Source organism: Halapricum hydrolyticum, from assembly GCF_025517535.1.
GTDB classification, from domain to species: Archaea; Halobacteriota; Halobacteria; order Halobacteriales; family Haloarculaceae; genus Halapricum; species Halapricum hydrolyticum.
In genome coordinates this window covers 164,041-186,427 of sequence record NZ_JAOPKC010000002.1, presented here as the reverse complement: position 1 = coordinate 186,427, position 22,387 = coordinate 164,041, and the positions used below count along the sequence as shown (strand labels likewise).

23 protein-coding genes are annotated in these 22,387 nt (G+C 64.6%); 7 read left to right on the top strand and 16 right to left on the bottom strand.

Annotated elements, in window-relative coordinates; all coding sequences use genetic code 11:
- Window positions 1-234: 234 nt before the first annotated feature.
- From heR to OB916_RS03840, 7 genes are all read right to left on the bottom strand, one after another.
- Window positions 235-1,047 carry a heliorhodopsin HeR gene (gene heR / locus OB916_RS03870; RefSeq protein WP_315907966.1) on the bottom strand — a complete coding sequence of 271 codons (813 nt, stop codon included), beginning with the start codon at window positions 1,045-1,047 and terminating at the stop codon, window positions 235-237.
- Between the two features lie 438 nt (window positions 1,048-1,485).
- The gene (locus OB916_RS03865; protein WP_315907965.1) at window positions 1,486-1,995 is read right to left on the bottom strand and encodes a GNAT family N-acetyltransferase; all 510 of its coding nucleotides are present in this window, start codon (window positions 1,993-1,995) and stop codon (window positions 1,486-1,488) included.
- Window positions 1,996-2,126: 131 nt separating this feature from the next.
- Complete coding sequence (locus OB916_RS03860; protein ID WP_315907964.1) at window positions 2,127-2,585, bottom strand: halocyanin domain-containing protein; 459 nt, start codon at window positions 2,583-2,585, stop codon at window positions 2,127-2,129.
- 53 nt (window positions 2,586-2,638) lie between these two features.
- Window positions 2,639-4,846: a PAS domain S-box protein gene (locus tag OB916_RS03855; protein WP_315907963.1), complete on the bottom strand. Its 2,208-nt coding sequence runs from the start codon at window positions 4,844-4,846 to the stop codon at window positions 2,639-2,641.
- Window positions 4,847-4,908: 62 nt separating this feature from the next.
- Window positions 4,909-6,120: an MFS transporter gene (locus tag OB916_RS03850; RefSeq protein WP_315907962.1), complete on the bottom strand. Its 1,212-nt coding sequence runs from the start codon at window positions 6,118-6,120 to the stop codon at window positions 4,909-4,911.
- Window positions 6,121-6,216: 96 nt separating this feature from the next.
- Window positions 6,217-7,143 (bottom strand): cation diffusion facilitator family transporter, encoded by a 927-nt coding sequence (locus OB916_RS03845; protein WP_315907961.1) that lies wholly within the window; start codon window positions 7,141-7,143, stop codon window positions 6,217-6,219.
- A 24-nt stretch (window positions 7,144-7,167) separates the two neighbouring features.
- Window positions 7,168-7,728: an HIT family protein gene (locus OB916_RS03840; protein WP_315907960.1), complete on the bottom strand. Its 561-nt coding sequence runs from the start codon at window positions 7,726-7,728 to the stop codon at window positions 7,168-7,170.
- A 238-nt stretch (window positions 7,729-7,966) separates the two neighbouring features.
- On the opposite strand from OB916_RS03840, the gene OB916_RS03835 reads away from it, so the two are divergent.
- Window positions 7,967-8,167: a DUF7835 family putative zinc beta-ribbon protein gene (locus OB916_RS03835; protein WP_315907959.1), complete on the top strand. Its 201-nt coding sequence runs from the start codon at window positions 7,967-7,969 to the stop codon at window positions 8,165-8,167.
- 15 nt (window positions 8,168-8,182) lie between these two features.
- On the opposite strand, the gene map is transcribed toward OB916_RS03835, so the two are convergent.
- The 4 genes from map to OB916_RS03815 all read right to left on the bottom strand — a co-directional run bounded on the left by map (window position 8,183) and on the right by OB916_RS03815 (window position 11,429).
- Window positions 8,183-9,079 carry a type II methionyl aminopeptidase gene (map, locus tag OB916_RS03830; protein WP_315907958.1) on the bottom strand — a complete coding sequence of 299 codons (897 nt, stop codon included), beginning with the start codon at window positions 9,077-9,079 and terminating at the stop codon, window positions 8,183-8,185.
- A gap of 156 nt (window positions 9,080-9,235) precedes the next feature.
- Window positions 9,236-10,087, bottom strand: coding sequence for an isoaspartyl peptidase/L-asparaginase (locus OB916_RS03825; protein ID WP_315907957.1), 852 nt, complete (start codon window positions 10,085-10,087; stop codon window positions 9,236-9,238).
- Between the two features lie 367 nt (window positions 10,088-10,454).
- Entirely contained in the window at window positions 10,455-10,622 is a 168-nt protein-coding gene (locus OB916_RS03820) for a DUF1931 family protein (protein WP_315907956.1), read from the bottom strand.
- A 321-nt stretch (window positions 10,623-10,943) separates the two neighbouring features.
- Window positions 10,944-11,429 carry a hypothetical protein gene (locus OB916_RS03815; protein WP_315907955.1) on the bottom strand — a complete coding sequence of 162 codons (486 nt, stop codon included), beginning with the start codon at window positions 11,427-11,429 and terminating at the stop codon, window positions 10,944-10,946.
- A gap of 199 nt (window positions 11,430-11,628) precedes the next feature.
- On the opposite strand from OB916_RS03815, the gene OB916_RS03810 reads away from it, so the two are divergent.
- The 6 genes from OB916_RS03810 to ftsY all read left to right on the top strand — a co-directional run bounded on the left by OB916_RS03810 (window position 11,629) and on the right by ftsY (window position 15,090).
- A complete protein-coding gene (locus OB916_RS03810) occupies window positions 11,629-11,781 on the top strand; it encodes a 50S ribosomal protein L39e (protein WP_229112704.1) in 153 nt (50 codons plus the stop codon).
- Window positions 11,781-12,059 carry a 50S ribosomal protein L31e gene (locus tag OB916_RS03805; RefSeq protein ID WP_229112703.1) on the top strand — a complete coding sequence of 93 codons (279 nt, stop codon included), beginning with the start codon at window positions 11,781-11,783 and terminating at the stop codon, window positions 12,057-12,059. The genes OB916_RS03810 and OB916_RS03805 overlap by 1 nt, the downstream gene beginning before the upstream one ends.
- 3 nt (window positions 12,060-12,062) lie before the next feature.
- On the top strand, window positions 12,063-12,725 hold the full coding sequence (locus tag OB916_RS03800; protein WP_315907954.1) for a translation initiation factor IF-6: 663 nt from the start codon (window positions 12,063-12,065) through the stop codon (window positions 12,723-12,725).
- Window positions 12,726-13,084: 359 nt separating this feature from the next.
- Window positions 13,085-13,258, top strand: coding sequence for a 50S ribosomal protein L18Ae (rpl18a, locus tag OB916_RS03795; protein WP_315907953.1), 174 nt, complete (start codon window positions 13,085-13,087; stop codon window positions 13,256-13,258).
- Complete coding sequence (pfdA, locus tag OB916_RS03790) at window positions 13,255-13,716, top strand: prefoldin subunit alpha (protein ID WP_315907952.1); 462 nt, start codon at window positions 13,255-13,257, stop codon at window positions 13,714-13,716. Before rpl18a ends, pfdA begins: the two co-directional genes overlap by 4 nt.
- Before the next feature lie 3 nt (window positions 13,717-13,719).
- The gene (gene ftsY / locus OB916_RS03785) at window positions 13,720-15,090 is read left to right on the top strand and encodes a signal recognition particle-docking protein FtsY (protein ID WP_315907951.1); all 1,371 of its coding nucleotides are present in this window, start codon (window positions 13,720-13,722) and stop codon (window positions 15,088-15,090) included.
- A 25-nt stretch (window positions 15,091-15,115) separates the two neighbouring features.
- On the opposite strand, the gene OB916_RS03780 is transcribed toward ftsY, so the two are convergent.
- The 5 genes from OB916_RS03780 to OB916_RS03760 form a co-directional block, all read right to left on the bottom strand.
- Entirely contained in the window at window positions 15,116-16,711 is a 1,596-nt protein-coding gene (locus OB916_RS03780) for a hypothetical protein (protein WP_315907950.1), read from the bottom strand.
- Window positions 16,712-16,727: 16 nt separating this feature from the next.
- Window positions 16,728-17,483 (bottom strand): ABC transporter ATP-binding protein, encoded by a 756-nt coding sequence (locus OB916_RS03775; protein ID WP_315907949.1) that lies wholly within the window; start codon window positions 17,481-17,483, stop codon window positions 16,728-16,730.
- Between the two features lie 54 nt (window positions 17,484-17,537).
- Window positions 17,538-18,830 (bottom strand): glucose-6-phosphate isomerase, encoded by a 1,293-nt coding sequence (locus tag OB916_RS03770; protein ID WP_315907948.1) that lies wholly within the window; start codon window positions 18,828-18,830, stop codon window positions 17,538-17,540.
- A 157-nt stretch (window positions 18,831-18,987) separates the two neighbouring features.
- Window positions 18,988-19,587, bottom strand: coding sequence for an IMPACT family protein (locus OB916_RS03765; protein WP_315907947.1), 600 nt, complete (start codon window positions 19,585-19,587; stop codon window positions 18,988-18,990).
- A gap of 60 nt (window positions 19,588-19,647) precedes the next feature.
- The gene (locus OB916_RS03760) at window positions 19,648-22,209 is read right to left on the bottom strand and encodes an extracellular solute-binding protein (RefSeq protein ID WP_315907946.1); all 2,562 of its coding nucleotides are present in this window, start codon (window positions 22,207-22,209) and stop codon (window positions 19,648-19,650) included.
- Window positions 22,210-22,387: the final 178 nt, after the last annotated feature.

The following is a 22,387-nucleotide window of genomic DNA, read 5'->3' as shown; positions in this document are numbered from 1 at the left end:
AAAGTTACTTCCCGGTTCTCAACAGCTATTCTCGACTTCTTGGCGGATCGATCCGGACCGGACCTCCTGAAGCTTCGCTTCCCCATTCCAAACGATCCGATGCAGCGTCACCTCGCGATCACCAGTAGTATGCTTCGAAAGCTCGTCTCGCTGTGACGACCCTGCGGCCGGGACCAGCAGACGCTACGGATCGCTCCGGCGAGTGGAATCTTCCGTTTCCTGGACCTCCGATACTTATATCGGTGAGTTCAGCGTGCCGAAGTACACTTGCCATGCGAGAGCGGACTTTGCCACCAGACTCAGTAGAATGTACGTCTTCTCGCCGAAGAGGTAGTCCTTCCACCGTGAGACCTCCAGGTACTGCAGGACCATATTCAGCGCAAAGAGGTTGAAGAAGACGAAGATCGAGACGTAGATGTAGATGACGAACTCGGGGAACTCACCGCCGCTGGCCGTCACCGTCCCGATGAACGTGATCCCGATGACGATCCAGGGGACGATTCCGGCAACGACACCCACCCAGTAGGGCGTCCAGTCGGTGACGTCGGTCGATTCGTTGCGCTGCTCCATCAGGAGTCCGGCGAGGTTCATCACCGCGACGAGTCCGAACAGACTCACGAGCGTTCCCAGATCCCAGACGCCGGCCAGCATGGCGATCACGACGATCATCAGCGAGGCACTCACGGAGTACTCGTACCAGCGGTAGGGGTTCATCCCTCTGTCCAAATACTGGACGTACCGGTCGTACCGGACGGTCGCGATGACGGCGTGTGCAAACGCGGAGATAAAGAGGAATCCCGCCACGAGCAGCGGGAGGTTGGCGTCGACGAACGACACTGTCTCCGGAAAGATGGTCTCGGTTTCGGGATTGAAACCGTATCTGGTGCGTGTGACCGGCCATAGAACCTGGTCGGCCAGGATGACCATCGCCACCCCCTGCAGGAAGTGGAGGACTGCCATGACGGCGTTCCACAGTCGGAGCCGGGTGTCCCGTGCCGACGTGCGCTGTTCGGTGCCAGTCGTCACCGTGGTATGTGAGGGCGCCATAATAGTTGAATTACTAACTAGACTGGCATACATCTGTTGGAAGCCGTAGCGTACAATCGATGCGCCCGACGTCGAGCGCGTCCCGTCCACCCATGTGGCTGTTCGCCGATTCTGGCCTCGGGCTCGACGCCCCTCGACGAAATCGCGCTTTGGGCACAACGGCCCACTTCAGCGGGTCGCAAACGCGATTCACCCACGTTCACTCATACTGCCGGCTGTAAGTTCGTAAAGATATTCGCCACCCCGGGGTGGCGAATTATTTCGAAATGTTACAGCCGGCAGTATCACTTCTTGTATGGAAATTGGCCTCGGTACTCACAGGGATCGTCATCACCGGGTGTCGAAGCCGGTTCGGAGGTCGCAGCCGTCGGGCCGCGGCGAGTCGTCATCGGCCATCGGCAGTTGGTGCGGCGGAAAAAAGAGCGCACCGCTCTCGGACTAGAGGGCGTGGAACGGGATCGGATGACGGACCTCACCGCTGACGCCCTCGAGTGTGCCCGGCCGACACGGCCAGACCTGGAACGCTCCCGGCGGCGGGTCCAGATCGCTCTCCAGTCCGTAGGCGGAGGCGGGTTCGAACCCGAACTGTTCGTAGAACTCGGGATCGCCCTCGAGGACGACTGCAGTACAGCCCGCGCGCACGCAACACCGCATGGCTTCGCGCACGAGTTTCGATCCGATCCCCTCTCCGTGCCGGTCCGGGACGACCCCGACGGGACCGAGGACGACGACCTCCGCGCCGGGGGCGGCCGGGAGTTCTGCGTCGGAGACGGCCACGAACCCGACGGGATCCTCCTCGCGAGCGAGCAACGAGCAGTCGGCGCGCAACGCGTCCTCCTCGCGCAACACGTCGACGAGCTCGGCTTCTGTCTCGTCTTCGAACGCCGCCGTCAGCACCGGGCGAATTGCCTCGGGGTCGGCGGCCGTCGCTGGTTCGATGTCGACCACGCTGTCCGGTTCTATCGACAGGCGTATCTGTATATCGGTTCGGTCGCCGGCCCGCCAGTCGACAGCCAGTGTGTGGAGACGATACTCGAGCTGACGGTCACCCTTGCGTTCTTAGCACAAACGCCCACCAGTCACTCTGATTCGACGACGACCGCCCCTTTCATGCCGTAGTTCTCGTGCGGAGAACAGTAGTACGTGTACGTGCCGGGTTCCTCGAACGTGTGCTCGAACGTCAGATCCGTTCCCAGGTTCGACTGGAAAGCGCCGTCGGTATCGATGACGTTGTGGTTGCCACGGATCCACTCCCAGACGACCGTCGTTCCGGGCGTGATCTGGATCGCCACCGGGCTGTACGCGTTGTATCCGGCGTTTCCTTCCGCGCCGACGGCCACTTCGACTTCGTCACGGCCAGTGAGATCGAGTGCCGTGCCGTCGAAGTTCGACGCGTCCGAGAGGTGCGAACTGACCGCCTCGGGTACGGCCACGGACGGGGCGTCGTAGCTCGGCGCTTGCGCACTGCCGGTCGAACACCCGGCGACGGCAGCAGTTCCGCCGACAAGTGCCAGATACGTGCGTCGCGAGAGTGCCATACCTGACGATTGGCCCGACAAAGGGTGTGGCTGTCGCCTCCGGCGAATTTTCGTCATACCCAGTCGACGCCGGTGAACTCGAACCGCGCGCCGCCAGCCTCGCTCTCGGTCACGTGGACGTCCCAGCCGTGGGCGTCGGCGACCCGCTCGACGATACTCAACCCGAATCCAGTCCCCGTGTCGATGGTCGAGTAGCCGACTTCGAAGACGCGATCGCGGTCTTCCGGCGGGATTCCCGGGCCATCGTCCGCGACGTAGAAGCCGTCTGCCAGTTCTCCGACCGTGATCGTGACGCCCTGGCGTGGGACATCCTGGCCGGCCTGGGCGTCGGTATCCGTGGAGCCACGCACGAGGCCACCCCAGTGAGTGTCAGTATCGGGCTCTGTCGACCCGTGTTCGACAGCGTTTCTGAACAGGTTCTCGAACAGCTGTCGAAGTCGATTGCGGTCGGCGCTGACGGTCCGGTCGATCGCGACTTGCATGGTCGCGCTGTTCGTTTCGACGTTTTGCCAGCAACTCTCGACGAGCGTTGCCAGATCGATGGGTTCGCGCTCGCTCACTTGCTCGCCCTCTCGGGCCAGCATCAGCAGGTCGTCGATCAGGGTGCTCATTCGGTCGAGCGCCTCCACGACGGTCTCGTGGTGCTCGCTGTCACAGTCCTCGCTGGCCAACTCAAGTTGCCCACGGGCGACGTGAAGCGGGTTTCGGAGGTCGTGGCTGACGACGCTTGCGAACTCGTCGAGCCGGTCGCGCTCGCGCCGGAGCGTCTGCTCGCGCTCTTTCTGCTCGGTGACGTCGCGATACATCCACAGGTGACCGTCGCTGTCGGGTAGTTCGAGCGGTCGATAGCTCCGTGCGAACGTGCGCTCGTCTTCCAGCACCAGCTCTTCGCTGTCGACGGGGTCGCGTGCGTCGATACGTTCGTCGATCCCCTCGAGAAATTCCGCCTCGTCTACGAATATGTCTCTTGCCTCTTCAGCCAGTCGCTCGCAGTCCACACCGATGACGTCATCCGGCCCTCCGGGCATGTCGAACAACTCGAAAAACCGCTCGTTCGCCGCGAGCACGCGGCGCGATTCGTCCTCGGCGAGCACACCCACCGGCAGCGCCTCGAACAGCGCCGAAAGCAGCGCGTTGGTCTCTTCGAGTTGCTGTTCGTACTCACGCTGTTCGGTCACTTCGCGAGTTACGCCGACGACGCCTTCGACCTCGCCATCGACGGTCAGCGGTGTCAGCCGGTAGTCGAGTACCTGATAGCCGGCGGTCGGGAACTCCCCGGCGACTTCCCCCGAGAGCTCCGTGCGCTCGCCGGTAAACAGTTCACCGAACGCATCGCCGTCGTACTGCGCGTTGATTTTGGGAACGAGGTTGCTCTTTTTGCCGACGAGATCATCCCGAGCCGTATCGTAGAACTCGGCCAGGTACTCGTTGACGACCTTGAAACGAGCGTCTTCGTCGTAGATACAGGCTGACTCCTGCATCGTGTTGATCATCCGCTCGTACTGGCGCAACTCGCGCTTGCGGCGCTCGCGCTCGGTGACGTCTCGCACCGTGTAGAGCGTCGTCCCGTCCTCGGCGTCGACTCGCTTTACGCTCACCAGCACTGTCCGGCGGTCGCCCGTCGCGCCCGTGATTTCCGTCTCGATGTTTTCGATCTCACCGCGATTCTCCAGTGTCTCCTGATCGAACAGCGACTCTTCGAACAGCGCGTCGACCGTTCCGAGATCGCTCACTTCGTCTGCCGTGTAGCCGAACACGTGACTGGTGTTCGGGCAGACGTACGTGAATGCCCCATCGTCGTCAGTGACGAACACCGTCTCCGAGATGTCTTCCAGCAGCGTCTCGTAGCGCTGGGCGATCGCTCGCTGCTCCCGTTGCCCGCGGTAGTGCTGGCAGACCTTCTGGAGTCGATCGGCGACCTTCGAAAGATGGATCGCTTCGTCGCGCCGCGGCAAATAGTCCGTCGCGCCGGCCGCGAGCGCGTCGCTCGCGAGGCGCTCGGACCCGCGAGCCGGATAGAACACGACCGGAACGTCTGGATAGACATCTCTGAGCATCGAGAGGAACTCGACTCCATCGCTGTCCGGGAGGTCGTACGCACTGAGGACACAGTCGAACGACCGCTCCTTGAGCGCCTCAAGCGCACGCTCCGGGGTGAATTCGACGTCGACTTCCAGTCGGCCGTCGATCTGCGAGAGTGACACCGCGCTCGGGGTCAGATCCTCGGGTTCGACCGCGAGCACCCGGAGCGGCGCGCCCATGCACCCCTAGATACGCTCAAAACGTATAATTCCACCGTCATTCTCGATTGTTGCGCCAACCACTACGTTTCTGGTCTGACGACGATGTCGCCGCTGATCCGGAGCAACTGTGTCAGCACCGCGACTCCCACAGCGAGGCCGACGATCGCGAGTTTCGGTCCGAACGCTTCCGCGAGCGAACCGCCGCCGATGCGGAAGACAATAAACGAAACGCCATAGACCATCGACGCCGTCGAGAGGACGGTTGCCCGTCCGAGAGAGGGTAGGTGATCGTTGAGGTGCTGCCCGCGGAAGGCATACGAGAGACTCTTGACGATCCGCATGCCGATGAAGCCCGGAATCGCGAGCCAGGGTTCGACGAGCATGCCGGCGAGCACGGCCGCCATCAGAAGCGGTGCGGCCGCGAACCAGCCTTCGATCCCGACCCGCCGGCGAACGCGATCGATGTTGTAGGAGGCGACCGCCGTCACGAGCATGAAGCCGGCGTACAGCAACCCGAGCGACTGCTCGGGAACGCCTGCCGCGACGACGATCGGCTGGATGTACAGGTCAGCCAGTTCCGGGACCGACAGAAGGAGCGCGGTGTAGGCGATGAACCGCCGGAGCTCCGGCGCGAGGAACTTCTCGCGGACGGTCTCGACGGCGTCGCGTGCCGAGAACGCGCTGCCGCCGTCGCCCTTGGCGTACTGCTCGGTCTCGGGCATGGTGAGCAACACGAGCGCACCTGATCCGGTGACGAGGCCGGCGGCGACAAAGGGGATCCGATGGTCGATCCCATAGAGGACGCCGCCGACGACCGAGGTGACTGCGGAGGTGACGAGAAACGCTGCCCCACCGCGGCCGGTGATCTTCGCGTACTCGTCGGTGTCTAGCCGCTCGTCAAGCGTGTCGTAGAGGTACGCCGACCCAGTCCCCGAGCGGAACGTCAGCGCGACCCCCCAGAAGACGTACACTACCGCGAACGAAAGTACTGATCCGGAGACCGTGAACGCGAACATCGACACCGACATCATGAGCGTGCTGATTATCAGGCTGTTTCGCCGCCCGATCTTGTCGCCGACGTAACCCGTCGGGATCTCCGCTCCGACCACGCCGGCGAAAAAGAGCCCGTTGACCAGTCCGACGTCCCCATCGCTCAGCCCCCGCGCGAGGAGATAGAGCGTGATAATCGGGTAGATGAATCCCTCCGAAAGCGTCGCCCGGTAGAGGTAGAACTTCCAGATCAACACCCGGTGTTTCCAGTCCGCGTCCGCGAGTCTCGTCCCCTCGCTCACGCCTGTCCGTCTCGCGCTTGCGTGTTTAGTTTTTGCGAAATCCTGACCGGTCGGTCAGCCGTCCTGGCGGGCCGAGCCACGCGTCGTGACCGGCCGTCACTCCTCCCCCGGCTCGACCAGCCGATTGACTTCCTCGTCGTCTTTCCACTCGCCGAGTTCTTTCGGATCGACGTGGACGAACACGTCGTCGACTTCCGGCAGCGCCTGGATCGACTGGATAACGGCCGTCTCGATGTCGTGGGCCTCCCGGAGTGTGCGGTCGCCCTCGACCTCAATGTGGAGGCTCACGTCGATTTCGGGGCCGACGTAATGGGCGATCACGTCGTGTGCCCCTTCTACGTCGGGGTGTGCGAGCGCGCGTCGGACGATCCGCTTGCGGAGATCCGCCGGCGGTGCCCGGCCGACCAGGTAATTGACGTTGTCCTGGACGATCTCGACGCCGGTGTAGAGGATCCCGAACGCAACGACGAACGCGGCGATCGGGTCGAGCAGCGGATACCCCAGCGTGGCACCGACGACCCCGACGAGCGCCGCGCTCGCGGTGAGAACGTCCGCACGGTTATCGATCGCGGTGGCCCGTAACGCTGGGGAACTGTGTTCCCGACCGACAGCGATGACGTACCGATAGAGACCGTACTTGACGACGACAGTACCCGCGAGCACGGCGACCGCTGCGAAGTTACGCGTGACGGAGACGTCGCCGGTCAGAGCCGTCCGGGCGGCCTGGTAGAGGACACCGATCCCGGCCGCGAAGACACCAAGCGCGACGAACAGGGAGACGAACGGTTCGATCCGCTCGTGCCCGTGTGGATGCTCGAAGTCGGGGGGCTGGGTCGTCAGGTAGAGACCGCCGACCGTGACGACGCTGTAGACGGTATCCGCGAGACTGTTGACGGCCTCCGACTGGACCGCCAGACTGCCCGTGTACCACCAGACGGCTCCCTTCGCGAGCACCAGGCCCGCGTTGATCACGAGCACGAGTAGCCCGACTCGGCGCAACGCTGTCCGACGGGACGTCGACATCGGTGCCGGCTTCGAGGCGGACGATCAAATCGGCTTCGACGTCGTCTCGATCTCGACGGCCCCACCCTCTGCCGGAACGGTCGCGCCTTCCTGTGCGGCGAACGCCTCGTGTAACCGGTCGTAGGTGTCTTCGATAGCCTCGACGATGACTTTCGTTTCGGCGATGACGGTCATGAAGCTCGCGTCGCCGTCCCAGCGTGGAACGACGTGGGTGTGGAGGTGGTCGTCGATCGAGCCGCCGGCAGCACTCCCGCCGAGGTTCATTCCGACGTTCAGCCCGTCGGGGTCGAGCGCCGTCTCGATCGCCTCGACGGTTCGCTGTTGCAGTCTGGCGTGATCGAACAGTACCTCGGGATCCAGCTTCTCGTACGCGCCCGTGTGTTCGTAGGGGATCACCATCGCGTGACCCGGATTGTACGGGTAGTTATTCAACAGGACGTAGGCGTGGTCACTCCGGGCGACCAGATGGTACCCTCGGTCGTCTCCCAGGGTCGGCAGTTCACAGAACACGCACTCGTCGACGTCGGGGTCGTCGTGCGGGCGTTTCACCCACTCGATCCGCCACGGCGCGAACACCTGCTCCATGTGTGTCGCTCCGGCAGCCCGACGGATATGCGTGCCGCTCGGCGATCGAACCGGATATTTAAACCTGTCGGCCGTTTTCTCAGCAATCTCGTCCAAACGGGATATGGGAGAGCGATAAACGGTTTCCGGATCTCTCAGCCGGTAACTATCGGTCCGGTTTCTGTCTGGTGGTTACGTCGTAAACAGTGCGGAACAGTCGATCGTTTTTATACCCCTCACAGCGGAACTGGCAACTACGATGGCAACGCAAGCGGGGGCACGCACCGAGCGATCCGAGTTCTGTGAGCACTGTGGGCGGGAAACGGTTCACTCTATCACACTGCAACTCGTGACAGAGAGCGATCGATCCGACAACGCGGAGTTCTCGCGCGAGCCCTATCGTGTCACGGAGTGTCTCGCCTGTGGCGAGCAGACGGCCGTGCGGATGAACAACATCTAGAGTCGACGGGGCCGATTACCGTGATCGTGTCGTCACTTCACAGCCGTCTTCGGTGACGATGATCGTGTGTTCTTTCTGACTGACGTAGTATCCGTCGTCCTCTTTCAGCACAGGATAGCCGTGGACGATCCCCTGCTGTTTGAGACGGCGCAGCGCCATCTTCGGCCGGGAGACGTCGAGCCATCGGGTGGCGAACGGGAGCGTCTTGAACTCCTCGACGATCTGATTGAGTGCCTTGCGTGCCGTCCGGTCTCTGACCGATCCCTCACTGTCCAGGGCGAAGATCTCCTCGTCGCCGCCTTCGCTGACCTTGCCGCTTCCGTCGGTCGCGAACGGTTCGATCGCTACCACGTCGCCGATATCGAGGGTCGTGCTATGTGAGACTGCACGGTTCGGGATGTTCGGCGTCGTGTGCTGCTCCCAGTGGCCCAGTCCGTGGCCGGTCAGGTTCACGACGGGGTTGAAGCCGTACCCGTCGATGACTTCCTCGACGGCCGCGCCGATTTCGCCGGTCTCGACGCCGGGTTCGACCAGTTCGATGGCGGCGTCGAGCGCTTCCTCGGACGCTCGCGCCAGTTCGTCGTGGCCGGAGAGGTCGACCGTGACGGCCGTGTCGGCCAGCCAGCCGTCGACGTGGACGCCGATGTCGAGGTTGACCATCTCCTCTCCGAAGGTACTGTCGTCGTCGATGCTCGGCGTCGCGTGAGCGGCCTCCTCGTCGATCGAGATGTTCACCGGGAACGCGGGTTCCCCGCCGAGTTCGCGGATACGGTCTTCAGCCCACTCGGCGACTTCGAGGTGGGACGCACCGACTTCGACCATCTCGGCGGCCTCGTCGCGTACCTCCGCGAGGATCTCGCCGGCCTCGCGACACTTCTCGTACTGTTCGCTCGTCAGGTCGACCTCACTCATGTCGAAAGCGTTCGATCCGCGCGACCGAAAGCGTTTGTGTTCCGCTTTCGCTGCCGTCCGTATTCGTGTCGCATCACAGTGACTGCTGTAGCGATCGACCGGTACAATCGCCCGTCACCGGGCGATCGACCAGGAACAGACTTACAACAGCCACTCTCAGAAACTGTCTCTCGCGGTCTGCATCGACTCACCGCAGTGAGCACGTCCGGCGTTGCCGTCTGTGTCCATCACGATCACGCCGGCGACGCTGTCGTGGGTGTCGTCGAACTCGGCGATCGTTCGGTCGGCGGCAGTCTGCGGGTCCGCCCCCTCTTCGAGACGATGAATAGCGCGTCTGGCCAGCGTCTCGCGAGCGATGTCTTCCCCGGCACCGGTGGCGCTGGCTCCGCCGGCTTCGCTCGCGTAGAAGCCTGCTCCGATCTGGGGGACGTCGCCGACCCGGCCGGCCAGCGCGAACCACCGGCCACCGGTCGAGGTCGCGGTCGCGACGCGTTCGCCGTCCGTCGCGACAGCGCCGACCGTGTCGTGTCCCGTGAAATGGTCCCGGACCCAGGCGAGCTGGTCGCCAGTTCCCGTCATCGGTGGTTCGACCTCGTTCCAGCGCTCCCGAGTGCGCTCGGTCCAGAGGTCGACGTGCGTCTCGATCCCGAACGACGCTGCCAGATCGACGGCGTGCTCGCCGGCCAGCAGGACGTGTGGTGTCGAGGCCATGACGACGCGCGCGACCTCCACAGCGTGTTCGACGCCGGGCATCGAACAGGCCGCACCTGCCGAGCCACGTCCGGTCATGATTCCCGCGTCCGTTCTGATCGTCCCGTCGCTCTGGACGGCGCTCCCGACGCCCGCGTTGAACTCCGGCGCCGACTCCAGCCAGCGGACAGCGGCGACGACCGCGTCTACGGGAGACGCGGCCGCCGAACCGCGTCTGGCCGCCGTTTTAAGCGCCGATCGTCTCTCGGACGGCCGGTCCGGTTGGGAGCCTGCCCCACCATGTACGATCACGTCCATGCTATCGTGTTTCCGTCCAACTGTCTTAATTATCCAACGACTGTTGTCGACCCGTGTCGATTCCGACGGTTGCTGTCGACCCGTGTCGATTCCGACGGTTGCTGTCGGCCTGTGTCGAGTAGGGGGAGGTCAGCCCCTGACATCGCCGTTGTGGCGTGGGGCCGCAAAAACTATAATTTTCTATAATGAATGTATTGATATGACTCCGGAGCGAGTAAGCGAGCGACTCGAGCAACTAGAGCAGCGCGTCGACAGAGAACAGTATTACCGGGCACTCGAGTACGTCCACGACGACGGTCGGTGATACGGAGCGAGAGCTATCGCTGGGGAACCAGCACGCCGAAAAAACGAGGTCCGATGTGGCGACTTACAGGTCGCGCGGCTGGACCGTCTTGCGGTCGTTAGCCTCGGCGCGACGAGCGGCGTCTTCGAGCAGCTCGTCGACTTCCTCGTCGAGGGCATCGTAAAAGTCCGAGGCAACATTCATGTCATTGAGCGCTTCCTTGACAGCGGCTTTGACGATTAGGTCTGCCATACAGGACTGGTATTCCAGAGGGGAGTTTATAAGCGTTCCCGTTTCCGACCGGTCTCGAAGTCGCTCGCGCCCGTTTGCGGGCCGGTCTCTCCGGTTCGGCTGTCTGGGCAGCCGGCTCGCCGTCGCCCCGTCCATCCGCAACTGCTCGGGACTCCAACTGATAATGAGTGCTGTACCGATGTACCGGTACAACCGCACCTGCAGACTCGCTTCACTCGACTTCCGGCCCTGTCTCACGCCGTTCGACAGGACGACACCGTGCGGTCGACCCGGAAGGGGCGTACAACAATCACTATCGCTCCTGCGGTATCACAGCCACGATCAGATCGGCAGCGTACTCGAAACGACCGTCAGGTCGAGCTGGATGGACAGCGAGTCCGAATGGGCCGATACCGCGTCTTGGTAGTTCGAGTTATCGAGCACGAAATACGCGTTTCCGTCGACGTTCAGCGGTTCCCGAGCCCGGTCTTCGGTCGACAGCTCGTAGAGGTCGTCCCGGAGCTTGATCGCCTGTCCGCCGAACGAGTCGGTCCCCGTCGGTCGCTCGTCAGGCTCACCGCCCTTGATATACGTGCGATACGCCTCGATCGCCTGCTCGCTCTCGAAGACGTACACCGTGAAGGGCTCGTCATCGCGCGCCGTGTATTCGATCTCGTCGCCCTCCGCCGGAAGTTCGAATATCGCCCCCTTGTCCGGCGGAACGATCACCGACTCGTTTTTCGCAAAGACGACCTCGCCGCCCATACAACCGGCCGTGCCGACGACTGCCCCGGTCGCCACCGTCGTGAGGAATCTTCGACGCCGCATCGACTCGACTATCGTCTATCGACCTACATAGATCCATCCTCCCAGTTTTCAAACTAGATAGCGAGATGGGACCTCCACTCCACCGTGGGCAGTTGGCGTGCGACATGCTGGCTGTGCGGAAACGCGAGACCACCAACCGACACCGGGCCGACCGAAAAGGAACACACATTTAAGCAGCCACGCGGAAGGGTCTGACACTATGGGCAAGAAATCCAAGGGCAAGAAGAAGCGCCTGGCGAAACTGGAGCGACAGAACAGCCGTGTTCCGGCGTGGGTCGTCATGAAGACCGACCGGGACGTGCAGCGAAACCCCAAGCGACGCCACTGGCGGCGCAGCGACACTGACGAATAATGAGTGCGAGTGATTTCGAGGAGCGGGTCGTTACCGTCCCGCTTCGCGACGCGAAAGCAGCACCGAAACAGGAACGGGCGGACAAGGCGATGGCGATCATGCGCGAACACCTCGCAAAGCAGTTCGCCGTCCCGGAAGACGCCGTTCGGCTGGATCCATCGCTGAACGAGGCGGTCTGGTCGCGCAGCCGCTCGAAGCCGCCGAGCAAACTTCGGGTTCGCGCCGCTCGCTTCGAAGAAGAAGGCGAGGCGGTCGTCGAGGCCGAGCCGGCCGAGTAGAGCGTGCCCCGCGCTGCCTTCTCCGGGTCGTCGTACGTCGGTGTCTTCGCCCGTGCCACTGACGACTGCCTGCTCATCCGACCGGATCTCGACGCCGATCTCATCGCGACTGTCACCGACGCGCTCGACGTCTCGGCCGTCGAGACGACCGTCGGCGGATCCGGGACGGTCGGCGCGTTAGCCACCGGCAACCAAAACGGCTTGCTCGTCAGCAGCCGGATCACCGACCGCGAGCGCGATCGGATCGCCGGGGTGATCGATCGACCGGTCGTCGAACTCCCGGGCCGGATCAACGCCGCCGGCAACGTCGTGCTGGCCAACGACGCCGGCGCGTACGTCCACCCCGACCTCTCGCGGGAAGCCGTACTCGCGGTCAAGGACGCACTCGACGTGCCCATCGAACGGGGTCTCATCGCCGGCGTCGAGACCGTCGGGACAGCCGCAGTCGTCACCAATAGGGGAGTGCTCGCACATCCGAAGGCCACGGACGGCGAACTCGACGCACTGGAAGCACTGTTCGACGTGCCCGCGGACATCGGTACGATCAACTACGGCGCCTCGCTCGTCGGCTCTGGACTGCTCGCCAACGACGCCGGCTACGTCGCCGGCCAGGATACGACCGGCCCAGAACTCGGCCGGATCGAGGACGCGCTCGGCTACATCTAGGCGCAGCTTTTCGCGACTTCCGTTACTCACCTGCCGCTCGATGGCCGGTGACTCCATCCCCGCGCTTCAGCGCAGCGCTTGCTCATCCGCGATTCGCGCAGACGCTGGTAGATCGGTAGTGGCTGTTCAGGATGGTTTACACCGGTGGCTATGCGTTCGTAAAGATGTCCGGCACGACATCGTGCCTAATCATTTCGAAATTGTATAGCCATCGGTATTAACAGGACCGAGCGCTATCCCCGCGATACCCAGGTTTTCGTCCACACTCCTGCGGATGGGACACTCCACAGCACCGCGAAGCCCCCTCAGCAGGAAAGTGGATGGGAAGATTCTTCCCCTTGACTCTCTACCACCCGACCATGAGCACGTTTACTGTTCAAGGGTCGTTCCAGGCGCGGGACGGTCAGCAGAACTTCGAGACGGCAATCGAGGCACCGAACGAGGACGTCGCGATCGAGCGCACCTACGCCGAGTTCGGATCCAAGCACGCGCTGAAACGCACCCAGATCGAGATCACGGAGGTGCAGGCATGAGCCTCGGTGGTGGCGCCGGCGGCGGTCAGCTTCAGGAGATCGCACAGGCGATCGAGGCACTCGAAGAGGAGAAAGAGGAGCTCGAAGAGGACATCCAGGACCTGCAGACCGAGAAGGCCGAGACCGACGAGGCGATCGAGGCGATCGAGACCCTCGAGACCGGCTCGACGGTGCAGGTCCCCCTCGGCGGCGGCGCGTACGTCCGCGCGGAGATTCAGGATATCGACGAAGTGATCGTCGGACTCGGTGCGGACTACGCGGCCGAGCAGGAACAGGACGACGCCATCGAGACGCTGGAGACCAAAAAGGACGCCATCGACGACCGGATCGAGGACGTCCGAGAAGAGATCGCCGAGATCGAATCCGAGAGCGAGCAGCTCGAGCAGCGCGCGCAGCAGCTCCAGCAACAGCAGATGCAGCAGATGCAGCAGATGCAGCAACAGCAAGACGAAGAGTAGGCGATGTTCGACGGACTGAAGGAAAAACTCGGGCGCTTCAGCAGCGACGTCGAGGAAGACGTCGACGAGGAGGCCGTCGAAGAGGTCGACGAAGCGGCGGCCGACGGAGAGGTCGACGAGGGTGCTGACGAAGCAGCCGTCGACGGGGACGCGGAACCCGAGACCGCTTCGTCGCCAGCGGACGCGCCGCCAGACCCCACGAGCGACCCGAGTAAACCCGAGGAGTCCCCGAAGGAAGAGACGCGGGATGGATCTCCGGCGGAGACAGCCACGCGAGGCGCGTCTTCGGCTGGCAGGCCCGACGAAGCCGCGGGTGAGACGGACCACGGCACGGTGGCCGCTGACACCTCGGCAGGGACGGCGGCGTCCCCGAACGAAGCGACTGCCGAATCAGCGGCCGGGGACGAATCGCCGGCCGACGAAGACGCGTCGAGCGAAGACGAACCGCCGGCCGACGAAGACGCGTCGGACGACGACGAATCGTCGGGTCGCGGCCTGGCTGAGAGGGCGAAGCTGTTCGCAACCGGCAAGACCGTCATCGACGAGGACGACCTGCAAGACCACCTCGACGACCTGGAGATCGCACTCCTCCAGAGCGACGTCGAGATGGAGGTCGCCCAGGAGATCCTCGACGGGGTCAAAGCCAACCTCACGGGCGAGACCCGCAGACGACTCGAATCGACCGGGAACCTCGTCCGTGACGCGTTGCGCGAAGCGCTGTACGACGTGATCAGCGTCGGCCAGTTCGACTTCGACCAGCGGATCGCCGAGGCGGAGAAGCCGATCGTGATCATCTTCACCGGCGTCAACGGCGTCGGGAAGACGACCTCGATCGCGAAGCTCAGCCACTATCTCGAACAGCATGGCAATTCGTCGGTGCTGGCCAACGGCGACACCTACCGTGCCGGCGCGAACGAACAGCTCCGCGAGCACGCCGAGAACCTCGATCGGACGTTCATCTCCCACGAGCAGGGCTCGGACCCGACGGCCGTCATCTACGACGCAGTCGAGTACGCGGAGGCCAACGACGTGGACGTCGTTCTCGGCGACACTGCCGGGCGATTGCACACCAGCGACGACCTGATGGCCCAGCTGGAGAAGATCGACCGCGTGATCGAGCCCGACATGACGCTGTTCGTCGACGAGGCCGTCGCCGGACAGGACGCAGTCAACCGGGCCAGAGAGTTCGACGACGCCGCGGAGATCGACGGCACGATCCTCACGAAAGCCGACGCCGATCCCCAGGGCGGTGCGGCGATCTCGATCGCCCACGTCACCGGCAAGCCGATCCTCTTTCTGGGGACGGGCCAGGACTACGACGATCTCGAACGGTTCGACCCCGAGGCGATCGTCGATCGGCTCATCGAGGAGTAGTCGGCTTTTTTCGGCTATCCGATCCTTACATATCGTCGAGCGAGAACGCGTCGAACCGTCCGACAGCGTAGCGATACCCACCCCAGGACGCGACGCCGAGGACGGTCACGTACAGCAGCCAGCCGAACGCGACCGCAAGCACGTACTCGCCCGACAGCGTCAGCCAGAGCAACAGAAACCCGATCCCTCCGACGATCATGCCGCCGAAGAAAAAGCCCAGCATGGCCCACTGAGAGGGGTGAGCACGCTCGACGTTCATGTATTCTCGACGCTCGAACTTCGGGGCGACCGCGCCGAGCCCGACGGCGATCCCGACGCTCGCTGCAGTCAACACGACCGCGAGCAGCGACTGTCCGAAGACGTATCCCGGACCGTATTCGACCAGCGCGAGCGGTGCCCCGAGACCGATCGCGACGACCAGACCGAGGGCGACGCCGGCCAGCATCCGACCGCGAAGCATGACGTCGACAGAACGCGCGCTGGTTAGCAGTAACGGAAGCTGCTCGCGGTCGTCGCCGAGCGGATTCAAACAGTAGGCGCTGCCGGCGAGGACCGCCCCGGTGACGACTGCCGCACCGGGACCGACCGTGAGCAACACGCCAGGATCCTGGAACGCCGACCCGGCCAGCCCGAACGCACCGAACAGCAGCGGCGTGAGGTGCGCGAGCATCCGGGGATCACGTCGCGTCCGGACGAGATACCGCCAGGCGACGCGGGCGGAGGGCGCTATCTCGAACAGACGCGGGACGCCGTAACTCTCCTCGACGCGGCCGGCCGTCGCCGCGTCGCGACCGAGATCGGCAACGAGCACGTGCGTTTCGAGTCTGAGCGCCCCGAGTACCCCGACGGGGATCGCCACGAAGACCACCCCCGTGACGGCGACGCCGAGCGGCCCCGGCGTCGTTCCGAACGGCGAGAAGATGACGGCTGCGTAGGACTGCAGCGGCGTCCCGGGGACGATCGGTCCGACAGCGAACTGGACGTCACTCTCGTACCGCGAATTGAGCAGCACCTGGGTGCCCAGGAAGATCGCGCCCAGCAACCCGAGCAGGAGGATCGCTTTCACCCACAGCGACACCTGTAGACGCTCGTTGGCGTACCGGGCGAGCGTGCCGATCGCTCGTCCGACGACCAGCCCGATCGCCAGCAGCGGCAGGACGGCGACCAACACAACCGCGGCGACAGCTGGGCCGCCGCCGATCGCGACCCCCGCCAGCAACAGGGCCCCGATGGGCACGATGATCCAGGCAGACTGAACCGTCTGTGTGAGGATCCGTCCGAGCGAGACCGCTCGCGGCGGGATCGACGTCCGTGCCAGCGGCTCGACCGTGCCGATCTGGGACTGGTTAAACCCGTTCGCCGCTCCGAAGTACGCGACGACCATTGTCACGGCCCACAGCGCTACGCCGGCCGTCCCGAGCGGGACCGTGCTCCTGAACTCGCTTCCGAACGTGATCGCGCCGGGTACGAAGCTCACCGCAAGAAACAGACTGAACCCGAGCACACCGGCGACCGCCGCGAACAAGCGTCGTCTGTCCGATCGGAGTCGCCGGAGCTGGGTACGCAACTCTGTCCGTGCGAGCGTCCAGCCGTGTCGCAGATCGTCTCTGACGTGCGCCATAGTTTCCCCCCGCATGTCACCAGGCAGCCGCCGGCTCGTCGGTCAGCTCGAGGAACGCCTCTTCCAGGTCAGCGTCGCCGTCGCTGTCCACGTCGTCGGTGAGTTCGGCGGGCGACCCCTCGGAGACCAGCTGCCCGTCGTAGAGTACTCCCACTCGATCGGCGATTTCCTCGACGACCGACAGGATGTGCGTCGAGAGAAACACCGTCGTCCCGTCGTCGGTCAGCTCGACGATCAGCTCCCTGAGGGTTCGAGCCGCACGCGGATCGAGACCGGAGGTCGGCTCGTCCAGAAAGACCACATCGGGATCGTGCTGGACTGCCTGAACGAACGCCGTTTTCTGGCGCATCCCCTTGGAGTAGCCGTCGATCCGCCGGTCGAGATCACCGTCGAGATCGAGCTCTCGGGCAAGGCCGAGCGCGCGATCGGAGACACGCTCCCAGGGAACGCCCCGAAGATCGGCCGCGAACTGGAGTTGCTCGCGACCGGTGAGTTCGCTGTACAGCGGCGGCTCCTCCGGCAACAGTCCGATCTTCTCGACGAGTTGCCGACGCTCGCTGCAGTGGGTGCCGGCGACGAACCCGTCGCCATCAGTCGGTTCGACCAGCCCGGTCAACATCCGCATCGTCGTCGTCTTCCCGGCCCCGTTCGGACCCAGAAACCCGTAGGTCACCCCCTCGGGAACGGAAAGCGACAGCCCGTCGACGGCGGTCGTCGAGCCGTACTGTTTGGTCAGCGCACGTGTCGAAATCGCGGGCGAAGGCGTTCCCATCGAGCGCTGTTTCGGACGACTGATATAAAAATGCCGTCGAAGTGTCTCGCGTGGCTATTCGATTGTCAGCGTGGTCTTGTCCGCGACGGCGTCGGCTTCCTCGAAGTCCCCGCCACCGAGCAGTCCGCGGGCAGCCTTCTTGCCCCACTCGACGGCCGGCTGGATGAACGTGTCGACGTCGTAGAGTTCGCCCGCCAGAACGGTCGCGGCTTCCATGCTGTAGAGCAACTCACCCAGGCCGTACTCGTCGACGCTGTCGATCTCGATCCGGACGTTCGGCAGGTCCGCGGCGGCGAGACTGGCCTCGGTCGCCTCGAACTCCGCGTCGAGCAACTCGCCCAGCGACGACCCGCCGAGATACGAGAGCCCTTCGAGGTCGGTCTCGGGGATGGGGGTGTCCTCGCGGTCGGCCGCGCGGACGAACGTGACCATCTTGTCGTTCGGGCCGGCCCGGTACAGTTGCAGCTGGGAGTGCTGGTCGGTCGCGCCCAGTGCGCGGACGGGCGTCTGTCCCAGTCCGTCCTTGCCGAGACTCTCGGCCCACAGCTGGGCGTACCACTCGGCGAAGGTCTCCAGGGACTCCTCGTAGGGCATCATCGCGTTGATCCCCGCGCCGCGGACGTCCAGCGCGTATGCGACTGCCCCGTACGCGTAGGCCGGCGACTCGTACAGCGACGGCGCGAGATCGGCCTCGGCGGCCGCAGCGCCCTCGACGATTGCGTCGATGTCGTGACCCTGCAGCGCGGCGGCGGCCAGCCCGACCGTCGAGAGCACCGAGAACCGGCCGGGGACGCCGTCCGGCACCTTCAGCGACGGCAGGTCGTGCTTGTTCGCCAGGTCCCGGAGGTTGCCCTCCTCGCCGGTGGTGACCCAGGTGCGTTCGGTCCAGTCGACGCCCGCGGACTCCATCGCGTCCCGGACGACCAGGAAGTTCGAGAGCGTCTCGGCGGTCGTCCCCGACCGGGAGACGACGTTGACGGCCGTCTTCGAGAGGTCGACGTCGCCGAGGATCGACTCGACCCACTCGGGGTCGACGTTGTCCAGATAGTACGCCTCGACGTCGCTGTCGAGCGCGGCCGAAAGCGTGGCCGCACCCAGCGCGGAGCCGCCGATACCGACGTTGAGGAGGTACTCGCTGTCCTCGAACGGCTCGACAGCCGCCCGAATCTCGTCGGTGTCGACCGTCTCGGGCAAGTTCAGCGCCTCGTAGCCGTGCTCGTTTTTCGCACGTCCCTCCTCGATACGGGCGTGGGCGTCGGCGACACGGTCGTCGAGACGGTCCAGCGCGTCCTCCGGGACACCCGGCGTCGCAACTCGGTCCAGTGCGTTTCCGATATCTACTCGCATACTCGGACTGTCGCTGTCCTCCCACCTACCTTTATCGGACTTCGGTCGACGCCGGCGGTTCCCGGTCAAGCGGTCCGCCCGCAGTCGGATAATCCCGATGCGTCTCGCTATCGGAAGATCTCGGCTCGTCTTACCACCGAGCGCTCGCGACCCGTCTCTATGAGGCGATCTCGGCGCGGCCGCTGGTAGCGCTTCGAATCCGGTCGCGGAGCGTGGCCGCGTCGGATTCGGGCACTCGCACTGCGAAGGCGACGACCTCGCCGTACTCGGCCTCGAACTCGACGCCCTCGCTTTCGAGAATGCCCCGCACCGTTCCGCTGTCGTCGTACTCGACGGTGATCTCGAAGCGCTCGTGTGGGCGCTCGGTGACGACGCCGGCGTCGTCGACGCCCTCCTTGACGGCCCGGGAGTACGCCCGGGCCAGTCCGCCGACGCCGAGTTCCGTCCCGCCGTAATAGCGCGTCACGACGGCGACGACGTTCTCGATCTCGCGCTGGACGAGGACGTTCAAGGCGGGCTTGCCGGCGCTGCCGGAAGGCTCGGCGTCGTCGTTCTGGTACTCGCGAAGCGGATCCGCCCGAACGCGGTAGGCCGGAACGTTGTGGGTCGCGTCGTCGTACTCCTCGCGGATCGACTCGACGAACGCCTCGGCCGCGTCGACGGTCGTCGCGGGCGCGACGTGGCCGATGAACTCCGAGCCCCTGATCTCGAAGCGCGCGCGTCCTCGCCCGGCGACCGTCTGGTAGTGCTCGGACACGATCAGTGGTTCACCAGCGAGCGCCAAACTGCTTGCGTTCTCGATCACTCCGGGGTTCGGTCACCGACTCCGGTAGTTCTCCAGCAGTCGCTCGACCTGCGCGTCGAGGTCGGAGAGTGCCGTCTCGATCCCGTGATCGCGAGCGTCGAGGTAGGCCTCTTCGACGAGGGTCCGGACCGTATCGAAGGGGCCGATCCGGGCACCGTTGGTCGCCGGGATGTCGGAACTCGCGAGCAGCTCTTCGAGGGCGGTCTCGAAATGCGGGTTCTCCCGGAACCAGCCGTCCGAGCGCAACGCGTCAACCGCCCGATGGTTGATGGGGAAGTAGCCGGTTTCGCGGTGCCAGCGAGCCTGCTGAGCGGGCTCGGCGAGCCACGCGAGGAACTCGCCGGCGAGCTGCTGTTGCTCGCGCGGGATCGCGGCGGGGACCCACAGCGAGGCCCCGCCGACGACGAGCCCGTTTCGCTCGTCGGCGACCGGAATCGGGGCCGTTCCGAGCTCGAATCCGGCCTCGCGCGCGCCCTCTTCGATTCCTGCCAGTGACGAACTCGACGCGACGAGCATTGCTGCCGTTCCATCGAGGAAGGCGGATTTGGCCTCTCCGCGCGCTTCGATCCCGGGGTTGTGATAGAGCCCGTCGGTTTCGAGTTCGCGCCACCACTCGAAGAGCACGCGTCCCGCTTCGCTGTCGAAGTGCGCCTCTGTCGCGTCGCCGTCCCGACCGTTGCGCTTGTCCACGAGAGGCTGGCCGGCCTGGGCGAACCACTGCTCGACGTACCAGGCGTAGTTGGCGAAGGAGATCCCGTGATCGGCGACGCCCGCGTCGACGAGATCACTCGCGGCCGTCCGGACGGCGTCGAACGTCTCCGGGGGTCTGTCGGGATCGATCCCCGCGCGTTCGAACGCCGTTCGGTTGTAACAGAGCACTGGCGTCGAGGAATTGAAAGGCAGCGAGTACAGCTGTCGGTCGGTCGTATAATACGAGCGGACGGGATCGAGCAGATCGGTCGCGCCGAAGTCAGCGGGCAGCACATCCTCGACCGGGACGAACCCGCCGCTGTCCATCGCCCGCTTGGTTCCGATCTCGAAGATCTGGGCGATCGCCGGTGGCCGGCCGTTTTCGACGGCGTTCAGAGTCGCATTGAGCGTTCCGCGGTAGCTCCCTTTCGCGGTCAGCTCGATCGAGACCTCGCCGTCGTACTGTGACTCGAATTCGCGGGCCAGCGACTCGAGCAAGACACCTTTCTGGCCGCTCATCGCGTGCCACATCTCGATGGTGGCGCTGTCGGCGTCGGCCGCGCTGCGGGCCGTCTCGAAGTCGTCCAGAGAGTCGATCAGCGTCTCAGTCCGTTCGGCGAGCGTGTTCGTCGCCGTCTGGACCTCGGTGAGGACGCTGGTCTGATCGCGGGCGGCCGCAGCGACCTCGTCGGCGGTCTCTGCCGTCTCTTCGCTGATCTCGCCGACGTCTTCGGCCATGACGGCCACCTGCTGGGTGGATTCGGCCTGCGATTCCGTCGCGTTGCTGATCTCTCCGACCCGCCCGGAGACCTCCTCGACGTCGTCGACGATGTCCTCGAGCGCAGTGAGCGCCTCGTCGATCGTCTCCCGGCCGGCCCCGACCCGGTCGCGGGTCTCCCGCATGTCGGCGGCGGCCTCGTCGGCCTCCTCGCGCACCGCGTCGATCGCCCCTTCGATGTCCTCGAGCGCGGACTGGGTCTCCCCGGCGAGGCTCTTGACCTCGTCGGCGACGACCGCAAAGCCGGCGCCCTCCTCGCCCGCGCGGGCGGCCTCGATCGAGGCGTTCAGCGCCAGGATGTTCGTCTGCTCGGCGATGTCGTCGATCACCTCGACGATCGACTCGATGTCACCGACCGACTCGGCCAGGCTCTCGACGCTCTCGAGGGTCGTTTCGGTCGTCGACTCGATCGCTTCGAGGTCATCCAGGGCCGCCGTCGCAGCTTCGCCGCCGGACTGGGCGCGATCCGCGGAGACCTCTGCCGCGCTGGCGACCTCTTCGGCGGACGATGCGACCTCTTCGACGGTCGCAGAGAGGTCTTCGACCTCGCTAGCGACTTCCTCGATGTGGTCGTGCTGACGGTCGGCGTCGGCCGAAATCTCGCGGATCGACTCGTTGACCGCCCGGCTCTTTTCGCGGACGGTCTCGGCCGTCGAGGCGACCTGTTCCGTGGCGCCGCTGACCTGCTGGCTGAACTCACGAACGCGGCGGATCGACTCGGCCCACTCTCCGATCAGTTCGTTGCAGACGGCTTCGAGATCCTGTGCCGCCGGATCTTCCGCGCCTATCTCGGCCCGGACGGTCAGATCGCCGTCGATCGCCCGCTCCATCGTCTCTGCCGTCGCAGTGATCGACGCCTCCAGACGGTCGGCTCGCTCCCGTGCCCGATTGCGCTCCTCCCGGAGCGCGTCTCGCTCGTCCCGAAGCTCGGCCGCCTCCTCGCGAAGACGAGCGAGTTCCTCCGGATCACAGTCCGGCTCAGTCCCCCCCTCCACCGACTCTGCGTGCTCTGCTGGCGGCGCCGTCGATGGGTCGTCTCCGTCCTCGTCTCCTGACTGTCCGTCGCCGGTGACGCCGAGGAGGAGACTGGTGACTGACGTGTTCATGTACTCGATGTGAATAACACGTGCATCCTCCTGTACAATAAGTATATTTATTTTTGCTTCCGTGCTGTCAGTAAAGTCGGAGGTCCTGACTGTTGTTCCCCTGTGCACCCTGCAGTTGGTTCTGTACGGGCGAACGGCGACCGAAAAGCGGCCGGCCAACACACAGCGGCAGTTCTGC